At 69.8% G+C, this 21,083-nt stretch carries 23 protein-coding genes, 1 other RNA gene and 1 riboswitch; of the genes, 10 read left to right on the top strand and 14 right to left on the bottom strand.

Translation table 11 applies throughout. From position 1 onward, the window contains the following. Positions 1-118: 118 nt before the first annotated feature. Positions 119-1,792: a dihydroxy-acid dehydratase gene (ilvD, locus tag NP80_RS25380; protein ID WP_006410689.1), complete on the bottom strand. Its 1,674-nt coding sequence runs from the start codon at positions 1,790-1,792 to the stop codon at positions 119-121. A 144-nt stretch (positions 1,793-1,936) separates the two neighbouring features. Here ilvD and NP80_RS25375 point away from each other — a divergent pair, with 144 nt between their 5' ends. Beyond that, the gene (locus tag NP80_RS25375; RefSeq protein WP_006405842.1) at positions 1,937-2,851 is read left to right on the top strand and encodes a LysR family transcriptional regulator; all 915 of its coding nucleotides are present in this window, start codon (positions 1,937-1,939) and stop codon (positions 2,849-2,851) included. Between the two features lie 88 nt (positions 2,852-2,939). Then, on the top strand, positions 2,940-3,833 hold the full coding sequence (lgt, locus tag NP80_RS25370) for a prolipoprotein diacylglyceryl transferase (protein ID WP_006398588.1): 894 nt from the start codon (positions 2,940-2,942) through the stop codon (positions 3,831-3,833). A gap of 121 nt (positions 3,834-3,954) precedes the next feature. On the opposite strand, the gene NP80_RS25365 is transcribed toward lgt, so the two are convergent. The 5 genes from NP80_RS25365 to NP80_RS25350 all read right to left on the bottom strand — a co-directional run bounded on the left by NP80_RS25365 (position 3,955) and on the right by NP80_RS25350 (position 6,409). Further along, positions 3,955-4,695, bottom strand: coding sequence for an SIMPL domain-containing protein (locus tag NP80_RS25365; RefSeq protein ID WP_006408958.1), 741 nt, complete (start codon positions 4,693-4,695; stop codon positions 3,955-3,957). 179 nt (positions 4,696-4,874) lie between these two features. Next, positions 4,875-5,336, bottom strand: a complete 462-nt coding sequence (locus tag NP80_RS25360) for an EVE domain-containing protein (protein WP_006405841.1) — start codon at positions 5,334-5,336, stop codon at positions 4,875-4,877. A 147-nt stretch (positions 5,337-5,483) separates the two neighbouring features. Beyond that, positions 5,484-5,665: non-coding RNA, 6S RNA (gene ssrS / locus NP80_RS30385), on the bottom strand. A gap of 82 nt (positions 5,666-5,747) precedes the next feature. After that, positions 5,748-6,062, bottom strand: coding sequence for a cell division protein ZapA (locus NP80_RS25355; protein ID WP_006398591.1), 315 nt, complete (start codon positions 6,060-6,062; stop codon positions 5,748-5,750). Continuing rightward, the gene (locus NP80_RS25350) at positions 6,059-6,409 is read right to left on the bottom strand and encodes a hypothetical protein (RefSeq protein WP_006398592.1); all 351 of its coding nucleotides are present in this window, start codon (positions 6,407-6,409) and stop codon (positions 6,059-6,061) included. The genes NP80_RS25355 and NP80_RS25350 overlap by 4 nt, the downstream gene beginning before the upstream one ends. Before the next feature lie 165 nt (positions 6,410-6,574). Continuing rightward, positions 6,575-6,828: riboswitch (cobalamin riboswitch) on the top strand. Positions 6,829-7,335: 507 nt separating this feature from the next. Here NP80_RS25350 and NP80_RS25340 point away from each other — a divergent pair. Genes NP80_RS25340 through cobC form a run of 5 tightly spaced genes read left to right on the top strand, consistent with a single transcriptional unit; the run spans position 7,336 to position 11,607 of the window. Beyond that, on the top strand, positions 7,336-8,349 hold the full coding sequence (locus tag NP80_RS25340) for a FecCD family ABC transporter permease (protein WP_045594362.1): 1,014 nt from the start codon (positions 7,336-7,338) through the stop codon (positions 8,347-8,349). Then, positions 8,346-9,161: an ABC transporter ATP-binding protein gene (locus NP80_RS25335; RefSeq protein WP_006409917.1), complete on the top strand. Its 816-nt coding sequence runs from the start codon at positions 8,346-8,348 to the stop codon at positions 9,159-9,161. Before NP80_RS25340 ends, NP80_RS25335 begins: the two co-directional genes overlap by 4 nt. Positions 9,162-9,213: 52 nt before the next feature. Continuing rightward, positions 9,214-10,269: a nicotinate-nucleotide--dimethylbenzimidazole phosphoribosyltransferase gene (gene cobT / locus NP80_RS25330; RefSeq protein WP_006409913.1), complete on the top strand. Its 1,056-nt coding sequence runs from the start codon at positions 9,214-9,216 to the stop codon at positions 10,267-10,269. Next, the gene (locus NP80_RS25325; protein ID WP_006409915.1) at positions 10,262-11,035 is read left to right on the top strand and encodes an adenosylcobinamide-GDP ribazoletransferase; all 774 of its coding nucleotides are present in this window, start codon (positions 10,262-10,264) and stop codon (positions 11,033-11,035) included. The genes cobT and NP80_RS25325 overlap by 8 nt, the downstream gene beginning before the upstream one ends. Next, complete coding sequence (gene cobC / locus NP80_RS25320; protein WP_006409914.1) at positions 11,020-11,607, top strand: alpha-ribazole phosphatase; 588 nt, start codon at positions 11,020-11,022, stop codon at positions 11,605-11,607. The genes NP80_RS25325 and cobC overlap by 16 nt, the downstream gene beginning before the upstream one ends. A 66-nt stretch (positions 11,608-11,673) precedes the next feature. Here cobC and NP80_RS25315 read toward each other — a convergent pair whose 3' ends face one another. The 4 genes from NP80_RS25315 to cobU are packed head-to-tail and all read right to left on the bottom strand — an operon-like array spanning position 11,674 to position 15,098. Further along, on the bottom strand, positions 11,674-12,591 hold the full coding sequence (locus NP80_RS25315) for a cobalamin-binding protein (protein ID WP_035946626.1): 918 nt from the start codon (positions 12,589-12,591) through the stop codon (positions 11,674-11,676). Continuing rightward, positions 12,588-13,607, bottom strand: a complete 1,020-nt coding sequence (gene cobD, locus NP80_RS25310; RefSeq protein ID WP_045594223.1) for a threonine-phosphate decarboxylase CobD — start codon at positions 13,605-13,607, stop codon at positions 12,588-12,590. Before cobD ends, NP80_RS25315 begins: the two co-directional genes overlap by 4 nt. Continuing rightward, complete coding sequence (gene cbiB / locus NP80_RS25305; RefSeq protein WP_045594221.1) at positions 13,600-14,544, bottom strand: adenosylcobinamide-phosphate synthase CbiB; 945 nt, start codon at positions 14,542-14,544, stop codon at positions 13,600-13,602. The genes cobD and cbiB overlap by 8 nt, the downstream gene beginning before the upstream one ends. Beyond that, entirely contained in the window at positions 14,538-15,098 is a 561-nt protein-coding gene (gene cobU / locus NP80_RS25300) for a bifunctional adenosylcobinamide kinase/adenosylcobinamide-phosphate guanylyltransferase (protein ID WP_006405831.1), read from the bottom strand. The genes cbiB and cobU overlap by 7 nt, the downstream gene beginning before the upstream one ends. Positions 15,099-15,175: 77 nt before the next feature. Here cobU and NP80_RS25295 point away from each other — a divergent pair, with 77 nt between their 5' ends. The 3 genes from NP80_RS25295 to NP80_RS25285 all read left to right on the top strand — a co-directional run bounded on the left by NP80_RS25295 (position 15,176) and on the right by NP80_RS25285 (position 18,351). Continuing rightward, positions 15,176-16,681, top strand: coding sequence for a cobyric acid synthase (locus tag NP80_RS25295; protein WP_006410952.1), 1,506 nt, complete (start codon positions 15,176-15,178; stop codon positions 16,679-16,681). Between the two features lie 443 nt (positions 16,682-17,124). Then, positions 17,125-17,538, top strand: a complete 414-nt coding sequence (locus tag NP80_RS25290) for a DoxX family protein (RefSeq protein WP_006405828.1) — start codon at positions 17,125-17,127, stop codon at positions 17,536-17,538. Between the two features lie 153 nt (positions 17,539-17,691). Then, positions 17,692-18,351 carry a ParA family protein gene (locus NP80_RS25285; protein ID WP_006398604.1) on the top strand — a complete coding sequence of 220 codons (660 nt, stop codon included), beginning with the start codon at positions 17,692-17,694 and terminating at the stop codon, positions 18,349-18,351. Positions 18,352-18,459: 108 nt separating this feature from the next. Here the strand turns inward: NP80_RS25285 and panD are convergent, their stop codons facing one another. From panD to NP80_RS25265, 4 genes are all read right to left on the bottom strand, one after another. Next, positions 18,460-18,846 (bottom strand): aspartate 1-decarboxylase, encoded by a 387-nt coding sequence (panD, locus tag NP80_RS25280; RefSeq protein ID WP_006398605.1) that lies wholly within the window; start codon positions 18,844-18,846, stop codon positions 18,460-18,462. A 41-nt stretch (positions 18,847-18,887) separates the two neighbouring features. After that, positions 18,888-19,727: a pantoate--beta-alanine ligase gene (gene panC, locus NP80_RS25275; protein ID WP_006410543.1), complete on the bottom strand. Its 840-nt coding sequence runs from the start codon at positions 19,725-19,727 to the stop codon at positions 18,888-18,890. Positions 19,728-19,912: 185 nt separating this feature from the next. Next, a complete protein-coding gene (locus tag NP80_RS25270; RefSeq protein ID WP_006398607.1) occupies positions 19,913-20,785 on the bottom strand; it encodes a segregation and condensation protein A in 873 nt (290 codons plus the stop codon). A 4-nt stretch (positions 20,786-20,789) separates the two neighbouring features. Next, positions 20,790-20,978 carry a DUF3460 family protein gene (locus tag NP80_RS25265; protein WP_006398608.1) on the bottom strand — a complete coding sequence of 63 codons (189 nt, stop codon included), beginning with the start codon at positions 20,976-20,978 and terminating at the stop codon, positions 20,790-20,792. Positions 20,979-21,083 lie beyond the last annotated feature (105 nt).

Below are 21,083 nucleotides of genomic sequence, written 5' to 3'. Positions count from 1 at the left end.
GCATTATAAGAGCAAAGAAGACGCCGGTTCGGCGCGCTGCCGATGGGGCGCGGCGGACGGACTGCCGCACCGCCGAGCCGCCGCACCGCCGAAAACAGCCCGCATGACGGGCCGCACGTCACCCCGTGACCGCGCCCCGATTCGCCGGCCGTGCGAGCGCGGCATACTTGGCGAGCACGCCGCTCGTATAGCGCGGCGCCGGCTGCTTCCATGCGGCGCGGCGGCGCGCGAGCTCCGCATCGTCGACGTTCAGCTGCAGCAGCAGCTTATGCGCGTCGATCGTGATCGAGTCGCCTTCCTGCACGAGCGCGATCGTGCCGCCGACGAAGGCCTCGGGCGCGACGTGGCCGACGACCATCCCCCACGTACCGCCGGAGAAGCGGCCATCGGTGATGAAGCCGACCGATTCGCCGAGCCCCTTGCCGATGATCGCCGACGTCGGCGCGAGCATTTCGGGCATGCCGGGGCCGCCTTGCGGGCCGAGATAGCGCAGCACGAGCACGTCGCCGGCGCGGATCTTGTCGCCTAGGATCGCGTCCATCGCGCTTTGCTCGTCGTCGAACACGCGCGCCGGGCCCGTGATCACCGGGTTCTTCAGCCCGGTGATCTTCGCGACCGCGCCGTCCTCGGCGAGATTGCCCTTCAGGATCGCGAGATGGCCTTCCTTGTATAGCGCGCGCTCGATCGGGAAGATCACCTGCTGGTCGGTGCGCGGCACGGACGGCACGTCCTTCAGCTCTTCGGCGAGCGTGCGGCCCGTGATCGTGACGCAGTCGCCGTGGAGCAGGCCCGCATCGAGCAGGATCTTCAGCACCTGCGGAATGCCGCCCGCACGGTGCAGGTCGGTCGCGACGTACCGGCCCGACGGCTTCAGGTCGCAGATCACCGGCACACGCTTGCGGATCCGCTCGAAGTCGTCGATCGTCCAGTCGACCTCGGCCGCATGCGCGATCGCGAGATAGTGCAGCACCGCATTGGTCGAGCCGCCGGTCGCCATGATCAGCGACACCGCGTTCTCGATCGACTGCTTCGTGATGATGTCGCGCGGCTTCAGGTCGCGCTTCACCGCTTCGACGAGCACACGCGCCGATTCGGCGGCCGAATCGACCTTTTCCTGATCGGGGTTCGCCATCGTCGACGAATACATCAGCGACATGCCGAGCGCCTCGAACGACGAGCTCATCGTGTTCGCGGTGTACATGCCGCCGCACGAGCCCGACGTCGGGCACGCGTTGCGCTCGATGCCTTCGAAATCCTCGTCCGACATGCGCCCGGCCGTGAATTCGCCGACCGCCTCGAACGCCGAGACGATCGTCAGATCCTTGCCTTTCCAGTGGCCCGGGCGGATCGTCCCGCCGTACACATAGATGCCCGGCACGTTCAGCCGCGCGAGCGCGATCATCCCGCCCGGCATGTTCTTGTCGCAGCCGCCGACCACCACGACGCCGTCCATCCATTGGCCCTGCACGCAGGTCTCGATGCAGTCGGCGATCACCTCGCGCGACACGAGCGAGTACTTCATCCCTTCGGTGCCCATCGACATGCCGTCCGAGATCGTGGGCGTGCCGAAGATCTGCGGATTCGCGCCGGCCGCCTTGATCGCCTCGACGGCCGCGTCGGACAGGCGCTGCAGCCCTGCGTTGCACGGCGTGATCGTCGAATGCCCGTTGGCGATGCCGATCATCGGCTTGTCGAAATCTTCCTTTTGATAGCCGAGGGCGTAATACATCGAACGGTTCGGCGAGCGGGCGACGCCTTGCGTGATGTGCTTCGAGCGACGGTTGTACGACATGGGGAGCTCCATCGATTGTTGTGGGGCCGGACCAATCGCGCGGGCGCGCCGTGCGGTGCGGCTCGAACAAGGATGGCGTTTCCGTATTCGCGTGTCCAATATATTATTTGTCGCTTATTAAGTGTTTTTGCGAATGAGTGAGCGATGGCCGAACCGACGCCCGACCTGCGCCAGTGGCGCTATTTCGTGACCGTCGCCGACGAGCGGCATTTCGGCCGCGCCGCCGAGCGGCTGTCGATCACGCAGCCGCCGCTCTCGCAGGCGATCCGCGCGCTCGAGGACGCGCTCGGCGTCGCGCTGTTCGCCCGCACGAAACGCTCGGTTGCGCTGACGGCGGTCGGTGCGGCGCTGCTGCCCGACGTGCGGCGCCTCCTCGCGGCGGCCGATGCGCTGCCGCCGCTCGCGCGGCGCCTCGCGCGCGGCGAGGCCGGTTCGCTCGCGCTCGCGTTCGTCTCGACGGCCGACTACGGGCTGCTGCCGTCGCTGCTGCGCGCATTCGGCGCGCGCTATCCGCAGGTACGCCTGCAGCTCGCGGAAGCGACGAGCGACGTGCAGATCGACGAGCTCGTCGCGGGCCGGATCGACGCGGGGCTCGTGATTCCGCCCGTGCCGCCGCGTCATGCGGCCGGGCTGTCGTATCTGCCGGTCGTGCGCGAGCCGCTCGTCGTCGCGATGCCGGCGGGCGCGTCCGACGCGCCGGAAGACACGCCCGTACACCTCGCCGAGATCGCCGCGCTGCCGCTCGTGATCTTTCCGCGCCGTTTGGCGCCCGGCTTTTATGACATCATTACGGGCTGCTACGGCGCGGCCGGCGCGATACCGCGCATCGGCCAGGAGGCGATCCAGATGCAGACGATCGTCAGCCTCGTGTCGGCCGGCATGGGCGTCGCACTGGTGCCGCAATCGCTGCGTAATCTGCGGCGCACCGGCGTGGTCTACCGGCCGCTCGCCGGCGACGCGCCCGTCGTCGAGACGGGCCTCGTCTGGCGCACCGGCGACGTAAGCCCCGTGCTGGCCGCGTTCATCGAGGTCGTGCGTGCGCAGGCGCCCGCCGCCTGACGTGAACGATGGCGCGCGTGTGCCGTCCAATGCGCGGTGCCGCGCGTCAGCCGGCGCCGTGCGCATTCGAAAACTTCATCGCTAATCCATGATCATTCACCCGAATTTCGACCCCGTTGCGATCCACCTCGGGCCGCTGGCCGTGCGCTGGTACGGCCTCATGTACCTCGTCGGCTTCATCGCGGCGATCGTCGTCGGCCGGATCCGGCTGAAGCTGCCGCACGTCGCTGCGCAGGGCTGGACCGCGAAGGACATCGACGACATGCTGTTCTACGGCGTGCTCGGCACCGTGCTCGGCGGCCGGCTCGGCTACGTGCTGTTCTACAAGGCCGGCTTCTACCTGTCGCATCCGCTCGACGTGTTCAAGGTGTGGGAAGGCGGGATGTCGTTTCACGGCGGCTTTCTCGGCGTGACGCTCGCGATGGTGCTGTTCGCGTGGCAGCGCAAGCGCCACTGGCTGCAGGTGACCGACTTCGTCGCGCCGATGGTGCCGACGGGGCTCGCCGCGGGGCGACTCGGCAACTTCATCAACGGCGAGCTGTGGGGTCGCGTGACCGATCCGGGCGCGCCGTGGGCGATGCTGTTTCCCGGCGCGATGCGCGACGATGCGGCGTGGCTGCCGAAGCACCCGGAGCTCGTCGAGAAGTGGCATCTCGCCGACGTGTTCATGCAATACCAGATGCTGCCGCGTCATCCGTCGCAGCTCTACGAGATCGCGCTCGAAGGGATCGCGCTGTTCTTCGTGCTGTTCTTCTTCGCGCGCAAACCGCGGCCGATGGGCGCCGTCTCCGCGCTGTTCCTGATCGGCTACGGCCTCGCGCGCTTCACCGTCGAATTCGCGCGCGAGCCCGACGATTTCCTCGGTCTGCTTGCACTCGGGCTGTCGATGGGGCAGTGGCTGTCGCTGCCGATGATCGTCGCGGGCATCGCGCTGATGGTGTGGGCGTATCGGCGCCGCCGCACGGCTGCGGCCGCCGCGTAATGCGAGCCGATGCGGGGCCGATGCGCGCAAGCGCGCGTATCGGCATCGCGCAACAAAAAACGCCGGCCTGCGGGCCGGCGTTTTTACATGCTGCTGGCGCGGCGCGACCCGCGCGCTACGGTTACTTCATCTGCACGGAACCGTTGACCGTCACCGACACGGTCGCCTTGCCGCCTTCGACCGCAATCGGTGCGCTCATCTTCGCGCTGTCCATCGGTGCGGCGGCCATCGCCATCATCCGCGGATACGGCTGCACGTTGCGGCCGCTGCCGACGTTGACGTCGCGGATCGTATAGCTGCTGTAGCCGAACGCTTTCGCCGCTTCGTCCGCGCGTGCACGGAACGACTTGATCGCTTCGGTCGTGAGCTTCTGCTCGGCCGCGCGCTGCGCTTCGGGCGACAGCGAGAACTCGACGTTCGCGATCTGCATGAGATTCGACAGCTGGCCCGCGAGCTTCGACGCCGCGGCGAAATCGCGCGATTCGAGCACGACTTCCGTGCGGCCGCGCCATGCGGAGATCTTGCCGTCGCGATCGGTGCTCGGATAGACGGAGAACGCGCCGGTGTGCGCGGATACGCCCGACACGCCCTTCGCCTGCGCGAGCGCGGCGTCGGCGCGCTGATTCAGCGCGGACGTCAGGCTGCCCGGATCCTTCGCCTGTTGCTCGTAGAACAGCGTGATGTGAATGATGTCCTGCGGCACGTCGGCGCTCGCCTGCGACGACAGCGACAGCACGCCGGCCGGTTCCGGGAAATGGGGGTTCATGGCCTGCGCGTGCGCGGCAGGCGACGCAAGCGTCAACGCGACGGGAACGGCGGCGGCGAGCGCGAGCGACAGCGCGACGGCGGATTTCTTGGTCATTGTTGGACTCTCCTTGTGCGAGGGCGCGCACGCGGTTCGCGCGTGCACGACGCGGGCTGGCCGCGCAACGAAAACGCTGCCGCACCCGATCGGTCCGGCAGCGGATGCTTAGGCTGCGCGAGCGCGTCGCGAGTTCCGCCGGGGCGGCGCGAGCTGACGGGATTTGACGTTCGACATCGTCACTTCATCAGCTTTTCGGTGATGAATTTCCATTCGGCGCGCGTGACGGGCGTGATCGACAGCCGATTGCCGCGCGCGAGCACGCGCATGTCGGCCAGCTCGTCGTGCTCGCGCAGCGCGGCGAGCGGCACGAGCGGCGTCTTCTTCACGAAGCGTACGTCGACGAGCAGCCAGCGCGGCGATTCCGGCGACGATTTCGGATCGTAGTACGGGCTCTTCGGATCGAATTGCGTGGGATCGGGGTAGGGCGTCGACGCGACTTCGGCGAGGCCCGCGATGCCCGGTTCGGGGCAGCTCGAGTGATAGAACAGCACGCCGTCGCCGATCTTCATCGTGTCGCGCATGAAATTGCGCGCCTGATAGTTGCGCACGCCGGTCCACGGCAGCGTGCGTTGCGGGGCGTGCGCGAGATCGTCGATGCTCGCTTCGTCCGGTTCGGACTTCATCAGCCAGAATTGCATGGATCGTAATCGACGCAAAAAGAGGCAGTGTGAGGGCGATCGCGATCGGCGCGTGCACGCGTGGCAGCGACAGCGTGCGTGCGCAGGCGATACGCAGACGGACCCTGAAAAAGGAAACGGCATCGGGACTCGCCCGATGCCGTTGGATAGGCCCCCGCCTTAGCCGCTAGGCCGGCATCCTGAACCTGAGGTTCAGAATTGGTCGCAGTTAGCAGCACTTCGGGTACATCAGACAGAGTGACGCGCGCGCCCGTGCTACAAATTTCCGCAACCGTGCACATGGCATTGGTTCAAGGAATATATGACCTTGGCGAACCAGGCAGGGAAGCTGACTGAACTGTGAATCGTTGCGCCAATTTGACCACCGTTGATCGTGGAGATCAAGGGGAATCGACGCATCGATTCGAAGATTTACTGCGTCTCGTGCTGTGCGAGCACCGCACCGAGTTGTTCGTTCATCTGGCGCATTGTACGCCGGATTTCCTCGGCCGGAAATGCTTCACCGTGCCGCACGCTCGTTTGCAGTCGCAGCAATTCCGATGCGAGCGACAGCGCGGCCATGACCGCGATGCGATCGGTGCCGCGCACCGAGCTGTTGGCGCGGATCTTCGACATTTCCGCGTCGACGCGCGCGACCGCTTCGAGCAGCGCCGCTTCCGTTTCGGCCGAGCAGGCGAGACGATAACTCTGACCGAGAATGGAGACTTCGATCTGCTTCGTGCTCATGCATGTTCTCCGTGGCTGGCCGCGTCGTCGCTATCGGTGCGCGCCTGCGCATCCAGCAGGTCGAGCTGATTGTCGGCTTGCTCCGCGCTCTTCGTGCGCGGCAGCTTTTCGAGGATCGCGTTCAGTTTGACTTGCGCGTCGTCGATCTTCGCCGACAGCGTGTCGCGTTCGGCCTCGAGCGCATTGCGTTCGTCGCGCAGCTGCGCGAGTTCCGCACGCACCGCTTCCGCTTCCGCGCGCAGTTGCGCGACCTGCTCCTCGAGCGCGAGCCGTTCCGAGTGATAGCGCTTGTTCAGCGAAATCAGCCGGCCAATATTTTGAGATAGGGTTTCGAGTTCGTTGAGCATCTGCTGCGTCCTCTAAAGACCCAGCATTTTAGCGCGGAATAACGCGCATTCCGACATCTGTAACGTTTCCAGTCGTAACACCCCTGCTTCTTGCCGCGAATCCGCGGATCGTGCGCGGGATTCGCGCTTGCCAGGCGCGATTCTTGACGCTCGCGCGGCCCGCTCCTAAACTGGCGCCGCCTCGGTGCTCGCGCGTGACACGCGCGGTTAAACGGGAAGCAGGAATGCGCGCGTTCGCCAGGACGCCGCTCGCCTGCGCTGCCCCCGCAACGGTAAGCGGCCGCATCGTTCGATGCAGGCCGGCTCGGGCGCGTTTCGCGTGCAATGCACGCAAGCGCGGGCCACTGCGCGTTCGTTCGCGCGGGAAGGCGAGCCGGTGCGCCGCCAGCCCGGATACCGGCCGAGGCGGGGAGCCCGTGCGGGCTTCGTGACGCGCGGCCTGCGGGGAGGCGGGACGCGCAGTGCTTCACGGGACTTTCTTCGATGCCGACCCCAATCGTCCGCCTGGCGCCGCGTGCCGCGTGCGGCTTCGCCGTTCGCTGCGGCGCCGTTCGTGCCCGCGTCTGTGTTTGCGCCGGTGCGTGTGCATGCGTGCGCGGCGGGCGCCATGGTGCGCGTCGCTCTGCGGGCGGCAGCCGCTCGCGCGCAGCGGCGCCGCAGCATCGACCTTGGCTCGCGCACGCCGCCACATGCTCGACCTGCGGCCGACGTCCGCGCGGCAGCGTCGATGCCGGCGCTTTCCTCTATATTGCGCAGATCGCGCGCGGCCGCAGCGCCGCGCACCTCGCTTCGCCAACCCGCCCGACCAGGACGATTCGTTTGCCGATCATCGTGACCTCCCGCGCCGCCGCGCCCGTGCCGGCTGCGGCCATCGCGCGCATTCGCGCGCACACGCAGCGCACGGCATGCCGTGCGCTGCGCGCCGTATGAACGCGCGTCGCGCCGCCGCGATCTGGGCCGCGCTCGCGGCCGCCGCCGCGCTACTGCTCGTCGCGTCGCTGTCGATCGGCAGCGTGGCGATGTCGCCGTGGCAGGCGCTCGCGGCGCTCGTGCCGCACGGCAGCGACGCGACGGGCGATGCTGCGCTGTTCGCCGACATCGTGCGCACGCTGCGGCTTCCGCGTGCGTTGGCCGGCTTCGCGTGCGGCGCGTTGCTCGCGCTCGCCGGCGCGCTGTTGCAGGTCCTGCTGCGCAATCCGCTCGCGGAGCCGTACGTGCTCGGCGTGTCGGGCGGCGCGGCCGGCTTCGCGCTCGCCGCGATGATTGCGGGCGGTGCGTGGTGGCTCGTCGATGCATCGGCGTTCGCCGGTGCGCTCGTGTCGATCGCGCTCGTGCTTGGCCTCGCACGTCGCGAACTGTGGCGCGGCGAATCGCGCGACGCATCGCCGCGGCTGCTGCTGACCGGCGTCGTGATGGCCGCCGGCTGGGGCGCGCTCGTCACGCTGCTGCTGTCGATCGCGCCCGATGCGCGGCTGCGCGGCATCCTGTTCTGGTTGACCGGCGATCTGAACGGCGCGAGCGCGCCATGGTTCGCGTGGGGTGCGCTGCTGCTCGCCGCCGCCGTCGCGCTGCCGGCCGCGCCGCAGCTGAACGTGCTGCTGCGCGGCGACGCGGCGGCGCTCGCGCTCGGCGTGCCGGTCGCGCGGCTGCGCGTGCGCGTCTATCTCGCCGCATCGCTCGCCGCCGCGGCCGCGGTCACGACGGCCGGCACGATCGGCTTCGTCGGCCTCGTCGTGCCGCACGCGCTGCGGCTCGCGTTCGGCAACGATCAGCGCATGCTGTTGCCCGCCGCGATGCTCGCGGGCGGCAGCGGCGTGATGGCGGCCGACCTGCTCGCGCGCAGCGCGATCGCGCCCGCGCAATTGCCGGTCGGCGTGATGACCGCGCTGATCGGCGTGCCGGTGTTCCTGTGGATGTTGCTGAGGAGGCCGACACGATGACCGCGGCCAGGTTCGATGCCGCAGAACAAGGCGCCTACGCAGCGCGCGACCTGACGCTGAAGGCCGGCGCACGCACGCTGCTCGCGGCGTTCACGCAGGCGTTCCGGCCCGGCGAAATCTGGTGCGTCGCGGGCCCGAACGGCGCCGGCAAGACGACGCTGCTCGCGACGCTCGCGGGACTGCGGCCGCCGGCCGGCGGCAATGTCGAGATCGACGGCCGGCCGTTGTCCGCATGGCCGCCCGCGCAACTCGCGCAGCGCCGCGCGCTGATGCCGCAGCAACTGCACGACGCATTCAGCGCGACGGTGTTCGACACGGTGCTGCTCAACCGCTTTCCGTATCTCGCCGGCTGGGGCTGGGAGCGCGACGGAGACCGCGAGGCGGCGCGCGCCGCGCTCGCGACGTTCGGCCTGAGCGCGCTCGCAGGGCGCGACGTGCTGTCGCTGTCGGGCGGCGAGCGGCAGCGCGTCGCACTGGCCGCGACGCTGTGCCAGGACGCGCCGCTGATGCTGCTCGACGAGCCGCTCGCGCATCTGGATCTGCATCACCAGATCGACTGCCTGACCGCGCTGACCGACTGGGTTCACGCGCGCGCGCGCACCGTGCTGTTCTCGTGCCACGACCTGAATCTCGCGCGACGTTTCGCGACGCATGCGCTGCTGCTCGACGGCCGCGGCCAAGCATGGTCCGGGCCGGTATGCGACGTGCTCACGCCCGAACGGGCGAGCGACGCGTTCGGCTATCCGCTCGTGCTGATCCGTGAAAACGGCCGCGATGCATTGCTGCCCGCGTGGCCCGAGCGGCGCGCATGATTTCCATTGTTCCGGCGTACGGCGCAAGCCGCGCCGACGAGGCTCCCTTTCGATGACCACTCCGACCGAATTCCTTCCGCCGATCGCGCCGCTCGACGATGCGCTGCGCAAGCGCCTGCAGCACGTGATCGACCACAAGACGAAGCCGCCTGGCAGTCTCGGCCAGCTCGAGGCGCTCGCGTTGCAGATCGGGCTGATCCAGCGCACCGAGCAGCCGCGCGTGCAGCGCCCGGCGATGATCGTGTTCGCCGGCGATCACGGGATCGCGGTGGAAGGCGTGAGCCCGTATCCGCAATCGGTGACCGCGCAGATGGTCGCCAACTTTCTCGCCGGCGGCGCGGCGATCAATGCGTTCTCGGGCGTCGCGCAAAGCGAACTCGAGATCGTCGATGCGGGCGTCGCGTCGCCGTTGCCGGCGTCCGAGCGGCTCGTGTCGCTGCCGATCGGCCGCGGCACGCGCAATTTCGCGGTCGAGCCGGCGATGACGCGCGACGACGCGATGGCGGCGCTCGCGGCCGGCGCGGCGCGCGTGCGTCATCATGCGGCGCTCGGCACGAACGTGATCGGCTTCGGCGAGATGGGGATCGCGAACACGTCGGCGGCCGCGTGCCTGATGAGCCGGCTGCTCGATGTGCCGATCGACGCGTGCGTCGGCCGCGGCACGGGTCTCGACGATCAGGGTCTCGCGCACAAGCGCGCGGTACTTGCGCGTGCGCTCGCGCGGCACTCGCACGCGATTGCGCCGCTCGACGTGCTCGCGACGTTCGGCGGTTTCGAGATCGCGATGATGACGGGCGCGTACCTCGCGGCCGCGAGCGAGCGGATGACGATCCTCGTCGACGGCTTCATCTCGACGTCCGCGCTGCTCGTCGCCGAGCGGCTCGCGCCGGGCGTGCGCGACTACTGCGTGTTCTCGCACGCATCGCACGAGGCCGGCCACCGGCGGATGCTCGAGCATTTCGGCGCGAAGCCGCTGCTCGCGCTCGACCTGCGGCTCGGCGAAGGGACGGGTGCCGCGCTCGCGCTGCCGCTCGTGCGCGCGGCCGCCGCGTTTCTCGCCGAGATGGCGAGCTTCGAATCCGCGGGCGTCGACAATCGTGATGCGTGAGCCGGCCCGCGGCGTGCGCGCGGAAGTGCGGTACTTCTTCGTCGCGCTCGGCTATTTCACGCGCGTGCCGGTGCCGAAGGCGATCGGCTACGCGGCCGGCGATCTCGACCAGGCCGCGCGCTATTTCCCGCTCGTCGGCGCCTGCGTCGGCGCATGGGGTGCGCTCGTCTATCTCGCTGCGCTGCGCGTGCTGCCCGCGTCGATCGCCGTCGGGCTGTCGATGGCCGCGACCCTGCTCGCGACGGGCGCGTTTCACGAGGACGGTCTCGCCGACAGCTGCGACGCGTTCGGCGGCGGCTATACGCGCGACGACGTGCTGCGCATCATGCACGACTCGCGGATCGGCACGTTCGGCGCGGTCGCGCTGATCGTCGCGCTCGGCCTGAAGTGGCAGGCGCTGGCCGCGATGCCGCCGCTGCGCGCCGCGTGGACGATGATCGCCGCGCATGCGGCGAGCCGCGCGGCGGCCGTGAGCCTGCTGCTGTCGCTCGACTACGTGCGGCCCGAAGGCAAGGCGAAGCCGGTCGCGCAGCGGATGAACGCGCGCGCAGCGTGCATGGCGGCCGCATTCGGTCTGCCGTGGCTGTTCTGGCCGGACTGGCGCGCGGGCGTCGCGGCGCTCGTCGCACTCGCGCTCGTGCGCGCGTGTGCGGCGCGCTATTTCGTGAAGCGGATCGGCGGCTATACGGGCGACTGTCTCGGCTTCGCGCAGCAGGCGAGCGAGCTCGCGATCTATCTGGTGATGCTCGGATGGATGTCGTCCTGATCCGTCATCCGGCCGTCGCGGTCGCGTCGGGGGTCTGCTACGGACGCACCGACGTGCCGCTCGCCGGTTCTGCCGACGCGGCCGCGCGCCTGCTGCACGATCGGCTGACCGCACTCGGCGCGCCGCTGCCCGCGTGCATCGGCACGAGTCCGCTCACGCGCTGCGCGACGGTCGCCGACCGGCTCGCGCACATGTGCGGCGTGCCGTGCGAACGCGACGCCGGCTGGCAGGAACTCGATTTCGGCGCGTGGGAAATGCAGCGCTGGAACGACATCGACCGTGCGGCGCTCGATGCATGGGCTGCCGATCTGATGCATGCGCGTGCGCACGGCGGCGAAAGCGTCGCGCAGTTTGCCGCACGCGTCGTGCAGCGCGCGGACGCGATCGCGCGGCTCGGCGTCCCGCAATGGATCGTCACGCATGCGGGCGTGATTCGCGCGTTCGCGGCCCATGTGCTGCGCGTGCCGCTCGACACGCTGCTCGCGCGGCCCGTGCCGACGGGCGGTGTCGTCTGGCTGCGAGCGGACGATGGCGGCGATGCGTGGGACGTCGTGCAATGGGACGACGCGTAGCGCGTTATCGGCACGGCATGCGCCGGTTCACGCGCCGGCGCGCAGAACGGCGGCCGCGATCGTCTTTCAGTGCGCCGGCCGGCGCGCGCGTGCAGCATCGAGGTCGGTACAGAGCGCGGCTGCGCCGTCCGCGATGCGCGGCGCGGGTCGCGTCAGCAGATCGCCGTCGATCGCGAACAGGTTGTTGCGCGCGACGGCCGTCATCGCGGGCCATGCACGCCAGCGTTCGAGGCTCGGCAGCGCCTGGTCCGAGCGCGTCGCGCCGCCGCTCGTCGTCACGATCGCTTCCGGATTCGCGGCAAGCACCGCTTCGTCGGTGACGGTCGGCACGAGCGGCTTCAGCGACGCGAACACGTTGCGGCCGCCGCACAGCGCGATCACGTCGCTGATCAGATGCGTGCCGTTCAGCGTCATCAGAGGGCGGTCCCATGCCTGGAAGAACACCGTGACGGGCGCGCGCGCCGCGTAGCGTGCACGCAGGGCCGCGATGTCGCGCTCGAACGACGCGGCCGCCGCATCGGCGGCCGGCTGCGTGCCGAGCAGCGTGCCGAGCCGGCGCAGCGACGACGCGATGTCGTCCAGATGCTTCGGATCGCTGACGAAGAGCGGAATGTGCAGTGCACGCAGCGCATCGGTCTGTCGCTCGGCATTGCCGTGCCGCCAGACGACGATCAGGTCCGGCCGCAGCGCGGCGATCCGCTCGAGGTCGAGCGCCTTGTTGTCGCCGACGCGCGGCACCGACTTCGCGGCCGGCGGGTAATCGCTGTACGTGACGGTGCCGACGAGCTTGGCGCCGCCGCCGGCCGCGTACAGGAGTTCGGTCACGTGCGGCGCGAGGCTGATCACGCGTCGCGCGGGCGCGGGCAGCGTGACGGTCAGGCCGGCGTCGTCGCGTGCGCTGACGTCCGCGTGTGCGAGCGGCGCGTGGGCGAGCAGCGCGAGCATGGCTGCGGACAGCAGCGGGCGCAACGAGCGGGTGTTCATGCCGATGCGCGCTCCAGCGTCGGCACGCATTGCGCGAGCGCGTCGGCGATGCGCTGCCATTCGGCTTCGCTGCCCGGCAGCCCGATGCGCACGCTCGACGGTTGCGCGAAGTAGCGCGTCCAGATGCCGCGCGTCGCGAGCGCCGCATGCAGCGCCGCCGCGCGCGCGTCGTCGGTCCAGCTGTACAGCGGCGTCGCGCGCACCGCGAAGCCGTGCGCGCGCAGCAGCGCGGCGAGTCGTGCGCCGTCGGCCGCGAGCCGTTCGCGCGCGGCGGCCTGCCAGGCGCGATCGGCGAACGCGGCGGCGACCGCGTGGCGCGCGGGACCGCCGACCGTCCACGCGCCGAGCAGCGCGCGCAGCGCGCCGATTTGCGCGGGGTGCGCGAGCACGAAGCCCGCGCGGATGCCGGCCAGACCGAAGAACTTGCCGACCGAGCGCAGCACGACGAGACCGGGCCGATCGGCGTAGGACGCGAGCGAATCGACGGCGCCGGTATCGGCAAACGCTTCGTCGACGATCAGCGTGCCGCCGCGCGCAGCGAGCTGCGCATGCCAGCCGAGCAGGCGCCCGACGGAAACCGATTCAGCGGTCGGATTGTTCGGGTTGCCGACGATCGCATGGCGCAGCGTGGCCGGCAGTGCGTCGGCGGCGATGTCGAGCGGCACGACGCGATGGCCGTGCCGCGCGAACGCGGGCGCATATTCGCCGTATGCGAGCGGTGCGACGCCGGCGTCGCCGGGCGGCAGCAGCGCAGGCAGCGCACGGATCGCGGCCTGGCTGCCGGCGACGGGCAGCACGTGCGCATCGTCGCGCACGCCGTAGTAGCGCGCCGCGCAGCCGGCGAGGCCATCGCCGTCGTCGGGCAGCCGCCGCCATGCGTCGGCCGGCACCGGCGGCACCGGGTAGCCGACCGGGTTGATGCCGGTCGACAGGTCGAGCCATGCCTCGTAGGGAATGCCGTAGCGGCGCGCGGCTTCGTACAGATTGCCGCCGTGCGCGATCGGAGTATCAGACATGATGAGCGGCCATGACGAGCGCGGCGCTCGCGACGAGCAGCGCGAGCCACAGTGCGAGCGTGCGCGTGACGAGCGAGAGCGCGGCGACGACGTGCGCGGCCGTCGCGAGCGCGCCGGTACCGAGCGCGGGGCGATCCTCGAGCGCGCCGTGATAGACGGCCGGGCCGCCGAGCCGCACGTTCAGGCTCCCGGCGCCGGCCGCCATCACGGGGCCCGCGTTGGGGCTGTCCCAGCGGTGCGCCTGCGTGCGCCAGCAGCGCCAGGCGGCGGCCGTGTCGCCGAGCAGCGCGTAGCTCGCTGCGGTCAGACGCGCGGGGATCCAGTTCAGCGCGTCGTCGATGCGTGCGGCGGCCCAGCCGAACGTCGCGAAGCGCGGCGTGCGGTAGCCCCACATCGCGTCGAGCGTGTTCGCGAGGCGGAACAGCAATGCGCCCGGGCCGCCGGCGACGACGAACCAGAACAGCGCGCCGAAGATCGCATCATTGCCGTTTTCGAGCGCCGATTCGACGGCCGCACGCGACAGCGCTTCTTCGTCGGCCGCACTCGTGTCGCGCGACACGATGCGCGCGGTCAGCGTGCGCGCCGCGTCGAGGTCGCGGCGCAGCAGCGCGGCGGCGATCGGCGCGACGTGTTCGGTGAGGCTCTTCGCGCCGAGCGCGAACCAGAGCAGCGCGACGTGCAGCGCGGCCGCGAGCGGCCACGGCAGTGCGGCCGCGAGCAGGGTGGCGAGCGCGACCGGCGGCACGACGGCCGCCGCCCATGCGGCCACGCCGGCGATGCGGCCGCGCCGGCCGGTGTTCAGCGCGGCCTCGATGCGTGCCGCGAGCCGTCCGAACGCGACGAGCGGATGCCAGCCGGCCGGCTCGCCGAATACGCGGTCGACGAACGCGGCCGCGACCGCGAGCATCGCGACGATCGGCAGCGACAGCATCAGCATGTCGGCGCTCCCGGCTTGATGTCGAGCGGCAGGCCCGCGACGAGCAGCGTCACGCGCGTCGCGAGCGCCGCGATGCGCTGGTTCAGCCGCCCGAGTTCGTCGACGTAGCGGCGCGTGACCGAGCCGAGCGGTACGACGCCGAGGCCGATCTCGTTGCTGACCACGATCACCTTCGCGCGCGCGCCGCGCAGCGCCGCGTCGAGCGCATCGACGTGCGCCGCGTAGCGTGCCGCGTCGAGCGGTTCGCCGTCGGCCGGGCACAGCAGGTTCGCGAGCCACAGCGTCAGGCAGTCGACGAGCAGGCATGCGCGCGGATCGTCGAGTTGCGCGAGCGTCTCGGCGAGCGCGACCGGCGCATCGGCGAAGCCCCAGTCCGCGGGCCGGCGCGCGCGATGGTGCGCGATGCGGCTCGCGAATTCGGCATCGTCGGCCGTCGCGGCGGCCGTCGCGATGTAGGTGACGGGGCGGCCGCTGTCGGCGGCGAGCCGTTCGGCGTAGGCGCTCTTGCCCGAGCGCGCGCCGCCGAGAACGAAGGTGAGGTCGTGCGGAATCATCGCGTGATTGTAACGGCGCCGCGCGTCGCGACGCGGGCGATAATGCCGCCTTTGCGTCGCTCCGGATTTTTCTCACGATGAATGCACCCGACCTGCTGCCGCGCGGCACGCTGATGATCCAGGGCACGACGTCCGACGCGGGCAAGAGCACGCTCGTCGCGGGCCTGTGCCGCCTTGCGCGCCGCGCCGGCGTGCGCGTCGCGCCGTTCAAGCCGCAGAACATGGCGCTCAACAGCGCGGTCACGACCGACGGCGGCGAGATCGGCCGCGCGCAGGCGCTGCAGGCGCTGGCCGCCGGCGTCGCGCCGCATACGGATTTCAATCCGGTGCTGCTGAAGCCGACCAGCGATCGCGGCGCGCAGGTGATCATCCACGGCAAGGCGCGCGCGAACCTCAACGCGCGCGCGTATCACGACTACAAGCCGGTCGCGTTCGATGCGGTGCTCGAATCGTACGCGCGGCTGCGCTCGCGTTACGACGCGGTGATCGTCGAAGGTGCCGGCAGCCCGGCCGAGATCAACCTGCGCGAAGGCGACATCGCGAACATGGGCTTTGCCGAGCGCGTCGACTGTCCGGTCGTGCTGGTCGCCGACATCGACCGCGGCGGCGTGTTCGCGCATCTCGTCGGCACGCTCGCATGCCTGTCGGACAGCGAGCGCGCGCGCGTGCGCGGCTTCGTGATCAACCGCTTCCGCGGCGATATCGCGCTGCTGGAGCCGGGCCTCGACTGGCTGCGCGCGCAGACGGGCAAGCCGGTGTTCGGCGTGCTGCCGTATCTGCACGGGCTGCTGCTCGATGCTGAGGACATGCTGCCCGCGCAGGCGCGCAGCGCGGCCGCGCGCAGCGACGCGGGCGTGCTGCGCGTCGTCGTGCCGGCGCTGCCGCGCATCAGCAATCACACCGACTTCGATCCGCTGCGCGCGCATCCGCAGGTCGAATTCACGTACTGGAAAAGCGGCCCCGTGCCGAACGCCGACCTGCTGATCCTGCCCGGCTCGAAGAGCGTGCAGCGCGATCTCGCGTGGCTGCGCGAGGCGGGCTGGGAAGCGGTCATCCAGCGCCATCTGCGCTACGGCGGCAAGGTGATCGGCATCTGCGGCGGGATGCAGATGCTCGGCCGCACGCTCGACGATCCGCTCGGCCTCGAAGGCGCGCCCGGCAGCGTGCCGGGGCTTGGGCTGCTCGATTTCGCGACGACGCTGCAGCCCGACAAGACGCTGAAGAACGTGACCGGGCGCCTCGCGCTGCCGGGCGCCGCCGCGGTACACGGCTACGAAATCCATATGGGCGACACGCGCGGGCCCGCGCTCGCGTCGCCGGCCCTCGAGCTGGCGGAAGACGGCGCGGCGGCGGGCGGCATGCGTGCAGACGGCGCGCTGTCCGCGGACGGGCAGATTCTCGCGACCTACGTGCACGGACTGTTCGACGCGCCGGACGCATGCACGGCGCTGCTCGCGTGGGCCGGGCTCGATCGCGCCGAACGGATCGATTATCCGGCGCTGCGCGAGGCGTCGCTGGAGCGGCTCGCGGACACGTTCGCCGCGCATCTGGACCTCGGCGCGCTGTACGCGGCGTTTCGCTGAGTCGCGCGGCGGCGGGCGGGAGTGGGGCTCGGAGCGGCGTGTCCCGGCTCGGCGTGGTTGACTCAGCTCAGCCCGGCTCGGCCCGGCTCGGCCCGGCTCGGCTCGGCTCGGCTCGGCTTGGCTTGGCTTGGCTCGGCTCGGCTCGGCTCGGCTCGGCTCGGCTCGGCTTGGCCCGGCCCCGCCCGGCGAGCCTAGGCGAGGCCCGGCGAGGCCCGGCGAGGCCCGGCGAGGCCCGGCGAGGCCCGGCGAGCGGCGGCTCGCGGCTCTGACTCGTGACTCACGGCTCATGGCCCATGGCCCATGGCCCATGGCCCATGCCCCGTGGCACCTGCCTCGATTAATTCCCATTGAGAACGAGTGAAAGCGAAACGGCGTGTTTATCCGAGAAATCGCTTCGAATAGAGTGCGATCCATTCGATCACTCACTCTCACAGGAACCCGCCATGAATTCCGATCGCCTGAACGATTTCGCCGCGACGCTGCTGCGTGTCGCACTCGGTGTGCTGTATCTCGCGCACGTCGCGCAAAAGGTATTCGTCTTCACGCTGCCCGGCACCGCGCAGTTTTTCGCGTCGATCGGCCTGCCGGGCTGGCTCGCCTATCTGACGACGCTCGTCGAGCTCGTGGGCGGCCTCGCGCTGCTCGCCGGCGTGCGCGTGCGGCTCGCCGCGCTCGTGCTGCTGCCGTTCATGCTCGGCGCGGTCTCGGCGCATCTGCCGAACGGCTGGAGTTTCGGCGCGCCGCACGGCGGCTGGGAATACCCGGCGTTCTGGGCGGTGACGCTCGTCGTGCAGGCGCTGCTCGGCGGCGGCGCATTCGCGCTCGACGCATCGGGCGCCGAACCGCGACGCGCGTAAGCGACATAGGGAAGGCGTACCGGCCGCGCACGGCAGCGGATCGGTGCAACCCGTTTCGGCGATACCCGTTTTACCGATATCATCGCTCCCTGTATCCGCAATGAGCGGCGCCGGCCATGCAGCCGGCGCCGCGCGGCTTTTTCGGGGGAATTCATGACGGTCATCGTGGTGGCGAATCCGAAGGGCGGCGTCGGCAAGAGCACGCTGTCCACCAACCTTGCCGGTTATTTCGCGGCGCAGGGCGCGTGGGTCGCGCTCGCCGATCTCGACCGGCAGCAGTCCGCGCATGCGTGGCTCGACCTGCGGCCGGCCGGGCTGCCGACGATCGAGGCGTGGAATCTCGATCCGGACGCGCCGTCGAAGCCGCCGCGCGGCCTCGAATACGCGGTGATCGACACGCCGGCCGGCCTGCACGGCACGCGGCTGAACGTCGCGCTGCAGCTGGCCGACAAGGTCATCGTGCCGTTGCAGCCGTCGATGTTCGATATTCTGGCGACGCAGCAGTTTCTCGAACGCCTCGCGACCGAAAAGGCCGTACGCAAGGGCAGCGTCGAGGTCGGCATAGTCGGGATGCGCGTCGACGCGCGCACGCGTTCGTCCGACCAGCTGCACCGTTTCGTCGAGGGGCTCGGACTGCCGGTGCTCGGCTACCTGCGCGACACGCAGAACTACGTACAGATCGCCGCGCACGGCCTGACGCTCTGGGACGTCGCGAAAAGCCGCGTCGACAAGGATCTCGAGCAGTGGGGGCCGATCGTCGAATGGGCGGAGCGCAGCGCGGGGAAGGGGGCGAAGGTCGCGAAGGCGTCGTGAATGCCGGCCGGCGGCCCGAGCGCGCAGCGCCGGCCACGGCCAAAAATAAAAAGGGCTGGATGTCCGCGCGTGGCGGAGATCCAGCCCTTCGTCGTTGCGGCGGGCCGCTCAGGTCCAGGTTTGCGTCGGCACGTGATCGCGGTGGCCCTTGATCTTGTTGCCTTCGTCGATGAACACGAGCTTCGGCTTCCAGCCGGCCTGCAGTTCGGCCTCCTCGACCATCGCGAACGCGGCGATGATGACCAGATCGCCGAGCTGCGCGCGGCGCGCAGCCGAGCCGTTCAGCGAGATCATCCCGCTGCCGCGCTCGCCCTTGATCGCGTACGTCGAGAACCGCTCGCCGTTGTTGATGTTCCAGATGTCGATCCGCTCGTTTTCGACGATGTTCGCCGCTTCGAGCAGGTCTTCGTCGATCGCGCACGAGCCTTCGTAGTGCAGCTCGCAGTGCGTGACGGCCGCGCGATGGATTTTCGATTTGAGCATGTGGCGCTGCATGATGTCTCCGTGATGCGTCGTGACGGGGCGCTCGGCGGCCGTCAGATTTCCAGGTTGTCGATGAGGCGCGTCGCGCCGAGCTTCGCGGCTGCGAGCACGACGAGCGGCTCGCCGGCGTCGAGTTCGGCGGCGTTCGGTGCGATCAGGTTCGCACGGCGGCGGATCGAGATGTAGTCGGGCGCCCAGCCGCGGTCCGCGAGATGGGTGCGCGCGTCGTGCTCGAGCTTGCCGAGGTCGCGTTCGCCGGCCAGCACGCGCTCGCGCACGCGCTGCAGCGTGCGCGCGAGTTCCGGCGCTTCGCTGCGCTCGGCGTCCGACAGATAGCGGTTGCGCGACGACAGCGCGAGGCCGTCCGTGTCGCGCACGGTCTCGGCTGCGACGATGTCGACCGGCAGCGCGAGCTGCTGGCACATGCGCCGCACGATCATCAGCTGCTGATAGTCCTTCTTGCCGAACACGGCCACGCGCGGCTGCACGCAGGCCATCAGCTTGGCGACGACCGTGCAGACGCCCGTGAAGAAGCCCGGCCGGAACTCGCCTTCGAGAATGCCGCCGAGATCGTCCGGCGGCTGCACGCGGTATTCCTGCGGTTCCGGATACATGTCGCGCTCGGTCGGCGCGAACAGCACGTAGACGTTTTCCTTCTGCAGCTTCTCGATGTCGTCCTGGAGCGTGCGCGGATACTTGTCGAAATCCTCGTTCGGACCGAACTGCAGGCGGTTGACGAAAATGCTCGCCACGACCGGATCGCCGTGCTGGCGCGCGAGGCGCATCAGCGACAGATGGCCTTCGTGCAGATTGCCCATCGTCGGCACGAACGCCGTGCGGTTCTGGCCGCGCAGCTGGTCGCGCAGTTCCTGGATCGAGCTGATGACTTTCATGATCGGGTAGCGAATTCCTCGCGCGTGCGCGCGTTGCCGCCGCGGCAGGCGGCGTCGGGGTCGGAGTGAAACGCGCCCGCGCGCAGACCACGCGGCGGGCGTCGGCGGATTGTAGTGGATTTGGCCAGCGGACGCACCGAAAAGGGAACGGTCGTTCTATTTCACCGGTCGCGGCCGGCCGCGCGTTACGCGGGCAGGTACGCGAGGCGCACGTAGATCGGCGCGAACGGCTCGGCCTGCGTGATTTCGACGAGCGATTCGCGTGCGAGCTCGAGCATCGCGATGAAGTTGACGACGACGACCGGCACGCCGCGCGACGTGTCGAACAGATCCGCGAACTCCATGAAGCGCGCGTTCTGCAGCCGGCGCAGGATCAGGCTCATGTGTTCGCGAACGGACAGTTCCTCGCGGGAAATCTTGTGATGCTGGACGAGCTTCGCGCGCTTGAGCACGTCGGCCCAGGCGGCGCGCAGGTCGTCCGCGTTCACGTCCGGGAAGCGCGGCGTGATGCTCTGCTCGATGTAGACCTCGGCGCGCAGGAAGTCGCGGCCGAGCTGCGGCAACTGGTCGAGGCGCTGCGCGGCGAGCTTCATCTGCTCGTACTCGAGCAGCCGGCGCACGAGCTCGGCGCGCGGATCTTCCGCTTCCTCGCCGGTATCGGCCTTCTTCACCGGCAGCAGCATGCGCGACTTGATCTCGATCAGCATCGCGGCCATCAGCAGATATTCGGCGGCCAGCTCGAGATTCGACGCGCGGATCTGGTCGACGTAGCCGAGATACTGCGCGGTGACCTGCGCCATCGGGATGTCGAGCACGTTGAAGTTCTGCTTGCGGATCAGGTACAGCAGCAGATCGAGCGGGCCTTCGAACGCTTCGAGGAAGACCTCGAGCGCATCGGGCGGGATGTAGAGATCCTGCGGCAGCTTGAACAACGGCTCGCCGTACAGGCGAGCGAACGCCGCGACGCCGTCGACCGTGTCGGGCGTCGAATCGGCACCCGCGGGCGCGGCGACCGCGTCGTCCTCGCGGGCGGCGCTGGCCTCGTCGGCGGTGCTCACGTCGTCAGAAGTTCTGGTAGTAGACGTACGGCGTTTGCTTCACGCGCGACTGCTGCTGCTCGGCGCGCTCGTCGAGGTCGATCGGCTGCTTGTCCCACAGCAGCGCGCGGCCCTTGCGCTGCTCTTCTTCGAGCGTCGGCTTCTGCTGCTTGAGCTGGTTCAGGAATTGCGTGACGTCGGACTGGTACGGCATGGCTTGGCTTTCCGTTGGCATGGCGCACGACGCGCCGGGTTCTGCGATGGCGGGATTTTACCGCATCGCGGGGAACAGCCGGCGTCAATCGCGCGTCGAATCGGC

The organism is Burkholderia multivorans ATCC BAA-247, assembly GCF_000959525.1.
GTDB lineage: Bacteria > Pseudomonadota > Gammaproteobacteria > Burkholderiales > Burkholderiaceae > Burkholderia > Burkholderia multivorans.
This window is presented reverse-complemented; position numbering and strand designations above follow the sequence as displayed.